Source organism: Streptomyces sp. SID10853, assembly GCF_010548145.1.
GTDB lineage: Bacteria > Actinomycetota > Actinomycetes > Streptomycetales > Streptomycetaceae > Streptomyces.
Genome location: NZ_JAAGLN010000371.1, coordinates 1 through 4,332, shown reverse-complemented (window position 1 = coordinate 4,332; position 4,332 = coordinate 1). Strand labels below are relative to the sequence as shown.

At 70.7% G+C, this 4,332-nt stretch carries 2 protein-coding genes; one reads left to right on the top strand and one right to left on the bottom strand.

Annotated elements, in window-relative coordinates:
* Positions 1–690: 690 nt before the first annotated feature.
* Positions 691–2,322, bottom strand: a complete 1,632-nt coding sequence (locus G3I19_RS34795) for a protein kinase (RefSeq protein ID WP_164267688.1) — start codon at positions 2,320–2,322, stop codon at positions 691–693.
* A 402-nt stretch (positions 2,323–2,724) separates the two neighbouring features.
* Here G3I19_RS34795 and G3I19_RS34790 point away from each other — a divergent pair.
* Positions 2,725–4,332: protein kinase (locus G3I19_RS34790; protein WP_164267687.1), on the top strand; the 1,608-nt coding region annotated here is incomplete at its 3' end.

Genomic DNA, 4,332 nt, shown 5'->3' with positions numbered 1-4,332 from the left:
TGGAGGGGGCGGAGCCGGAAGGTTTCGGTCCGCCTGCGCCGATCTCCGTCGGCAGGGACCCGACGTGCCCGCCGCCCGCACCGGCACCCGCGGCTGCATCCGGGCCCGCACCCCCGGCGCCCCCGATGTCTGCGCCGCCGCCACCCCCGCCGCCGAGGCTTCCGTCCGTACTCGATCCGCTTGTACTCGATCCGTCCGTACTTGATCCGCCCGTGCTCGATCCGCCCGGGCCGCTGCCGGACCCGTCGGTCTCCGCGGCCGCGTCGCCCTGCGGGCCCACGGTCCTGCCCGTGTCTCCGCCCTTGTCCCCGCCCATGGCTCCCGCCCCCGGTGGGGCCGTGACCGCTCCCGGTGCTGCGCCCGGAGCGGCCCCCGGGGGTGCGCTCTGGGCGACCGTGGCGACGGCTGCCGGTGGTGGCGCCTCCGTGTCCACCGACACCGGGGACAGCACCACCGCAAGCGCCACCAGACCGATCACCGGATGCCCCCTCTTTCCTGTCGGGTCCACCGACAGCAGAAAGCAGATAAATGACGGGATAAGCGTTACATCTCATCACAATTCCGGCATCTCAGGCGCGACGAAAAGGCCCAGCACACGCCGTACGTGTACTGGGCCTGCGCCGAACGCGAGGATCCGCGAGGATCCGAGAAGCAACAACAAGACGAAGCAACGAGAAGATGCGCGAAGCCTCAGCTCGGGTCGCCCGTAGAGATCCCCAGCGTGATGGTGAGGTCCTTGGGGCTGACGTTCGTGTTCGCCAGCGGGTACTGGTCCAGGACGACGTCCTGGCCCCACTGCCCGCTGGGCTCCTTCTTCGTCGTGATGTGCCAGCCGGCCGCCTGGGCGCACGCCTTCACCGACAGGATGTCCTTGTAGGTGAAGTCGGGAAGCTCGATCTTGTTCGGGTCCGTGACGCCCGGCTGCGGGTCCGAGCACTCCGTGGTCTCCATCGTGCGGTCCCGCTCGGGCCCCTTGTGCCCGGCCTTCGCAGGACCGGTGGCCGTCTTGTCGTCGGCCTTGGCTTTGTCGTCCGAGCCGTTCATGTTCATCGCCACGATCACCCCGCCGATCGCCAGCAGGGCCACCACGGCCGCCCCCACGATCAGCGGCATGTTCCGCCGGCCGCCGCCCGGGCCGCCCTGCGGAGAGAGGGCGGACGGTGTCGCGGGCTGGACGCCGTACGGCGGCGGGGTCGACACCCCGTACTGCTGCGAGGCGTAGGGCTGGGCCGCGGGTGTCTGGTAGCCGCCCTGCTGCGGGTAGCCGTACGACGGTGCCGGCGCGGGTGTCGGTGTGCCGTACGGGCCCGGCTGGTAGGGCGTCTGGACCTGGCCGCTCTGCGGCAGCGAGGAGTCCACCGGCGGGAAGACCGCCGAGCCGACGCCCGAGCCGCTGTTCGGCGCGGCGGCACCGCCGACCACCATCGGGGCGGCGCCGGTGTGGCCCGATGTCATGACCCGCAGGCATTCCTCACGCATGGACTCCGCCGAAGGGAACCGCTCGTTCGGGTTCTTCTTCAGCGCGCGGGCGACCAGCGCGTCGACGGCAGGGGTGACCGAGCGGTTGATCGAGGAGGGAGCGACCGGCTCCTCCTGAACGTGTGCGTACGCGATCGCCAGCGGCGAGTCCGCGTCGAACGGCAGCCGGCCGGTCAGCAGCTGGAACAGCATGATGCCGACCGAGTAGAGGTCGGAGCGCGCGTCCACCCCGCGGCCCAGCGCCTGCTCCGGCGAGAGGTACTGCGGAGTGCCCACGACCATGCCGGTCTGCGTCATCGACGTGACACCCGACTGCATGGCGCGGGCGATGCCGAAGTCCATGACCTTCACGATGTTGCGCTTGGTCATCATCACGTTGCCGGGCTTGATGTCCCGGTGGACCAGGCCCATTTCATGGCTGGTGTCCAGCGCGGCCAGCACATCGGCGGTGATCTTCAGCGCCTTGTCGGCCGGCATCGCGCCGTGCTGCGCGATGTCCGCCTGGAGTACGGAGCCGAGCGGCTGCCCCTCCACGTACTCCATGACGATGTACGGCATCAGCGCGTCGCCGAGGGTGTCCTCGCCGGTGTCGAAGACCGAGACGATGTTGGTGTGCGACAGCTTCGCGACCGCCTGCGCCTCGCGCCTGAACCGCTCGCGGAACGACTGCTCGCGGCCCAGTTCCGTATGGAGCGTCTTGATGGCGACCTGCCGGTCCAGCGCCTGGTCGTAGGCCAGGTACACCGACGCCATACCGCCTTCGCCGAGCAGGTCACGGAGCTGGTAGCGCCCTCCGGCGACCGAATCTCCCGCGTAGCGGCCCTGCGCGCCGTCCTGGCTCATGGCGTGGCTCCCCCTATGGCGCACTGCTGTGGCGCGCCCCGTACTGAATGGTGCGCTCGCGGTCCGTGCGGACCTGAGCCCCCTCGACCTTTTACCTGCTCACCTGTGGACTGCTGCGGCCCCGGTACACCCGGTCCCGTCCACGGGGAAAGTCTGCCCGAGGCCACCGACACGTCAAGCCAGGGGGCCCGTTCCGTGACCGTACGCGTATCAAGCGTCTCGCAAGCGTTACAGGAAGGACGCAGGATTTGCATGGGTGACGCCATTCCGGGTTTGATAGCCGGTCATTGCCGGACCGGGCCCTCTCCTGGAGCCTGTAGCGTGGCGAAGCACTGGGCCGCGAGGACCCGGAGCACCCGCGTACACCACCGCTGACGCGGACCGACACGACGGCGAGGACTGATGGCACCCGAATCCGAGGCAGGCGGCGGCGGGGTGTCGGACGTGCCGGAGTCGTGGGGCATCGGCGGGCTGGTCGGCGACGGCCGTTACCGGCTGACCCACCGTCTCGGCCGGGGCGGCATGGCCGAGGTGTTCGCGGCGGAGGACGTACGGCTCGGCCGCACCGTCGCCGTGAAGCTGCTCAGGTCCGACCTCGCCGAGGACCCGGTCTCCAAGGCCCGGTTCACCCGCGAGGCACAGTCGGTCGCGGGCCTCAACCACCACGCCGTGGTCGCCGTCTACGACTCGGGCGAGGACTACTGGGGCGGCAACACCGTCCCCTACATCGTGATGGAGCTGGTCGAGGGCCGCACCATCCGCGATCTGCTGATCAACGCCGAGGCCCCGCCGCCCGAGCAGGCGCTGATCATCGTCTCCGGGGTGCTGGAGGCGCTCGCCTACTCGCACCAGCACGGCATCGTGCACCGGGACATCAAGCCCGCCAACGTGATCATCACGGACGGCGGCGCGGTCAAGGTGATGGACTTCGGCATCGCCCGCGCCCTGCACGGCGCGCAGTCGACGATGACCCAGACCGGCATGGTCATGGGGACGCCCCAGTACCTCTCCCCCGAGCAGGCGCTCGGCAAGGCCGTCGACCACCGCTCCGACCTGTACGCGACCGGCTGCCTGCTGTACGAACTGCTCGCGATGCGGCCCCCGTTCACCGGGGAGACCCCGCTCTCGGTCGTCTACCAGCACGTCCAGGACGCGCCCGTTCCGCCGTCGCAGGTGTCGGGCGCGGTGCCGCCCGAGCTCGACGGGCTCGTGATGCGTTCCCTCGCGAAGGACCCGGACGACCGGTTCCAGAGCGCCGAGGAGATGCGGGCGCTGGTCGCGTACTCGCTGCAGATGCTCCAGCAGCAGGGCGGTCACACCGGCACCTGGAACACCGGCCCGGTCGTGATGCACGAGGGAGGTTCCACCCCGGCGATGGGCACGGCGGCCACCACGGCGCTCGGCCACCCGCAGCACGGTGACACCTCGCAGGGCCCGATCCTGCCGCCCATGAACCCGGACGACGGTTCGTACGACGGGGACGGCAGGGGCCGGGGCGGCCGCGGCTGGATCTGGGTGGTCGCCGTGCTCGCGGTGGTCGCCATCGGCGCGGGCATCGTCTTCGCACTGGGCGGCCTCGACAACAAGGACTCCGGGGGCACGACGAGCGACAAGTCGCCGTCGCCGACCCACTCCAAGGCCGAGAAGCCGAGTGACAGTCCGACGGACGACTCGTCCCCTGACACCAGCACCGACCCCGGTACGTCCAGCGGCGGTGACTACAGCGACCAGCCGCCGTACACCCCGTCGGGCACCCCGAGCAATAACACGCCCTCGTCGCCTCCGCCGAGCCCGTCCACATCGGGCGGCGGTACGTCGTCGGACGGCGGCTCCTCCTCCACGGGCGGCAAGACGAACGGCGGCAGCTCCAACGGCGGTACGTCGTCGGACGGCGGCACCTCGTCCACCGGCGGCAAGACGACCGGCGGGAACCAGGACGACGGCGGTACGTCGGACGGCGGCTCGACGACGTCGGGCGGCGGCGGTCCGGCCGGCGGCTCCACCACGGAC

Excerpts from the sequence above, each read along its gene's own strand:
- G3I19_RS34795 (WP_164267688.1), bottom strand. The coding sequence starts at position 2,322 with ATGAGCCAGGACGGCGCGCAGGGCCGCTACGCGGGAGATTCGGTCGCC.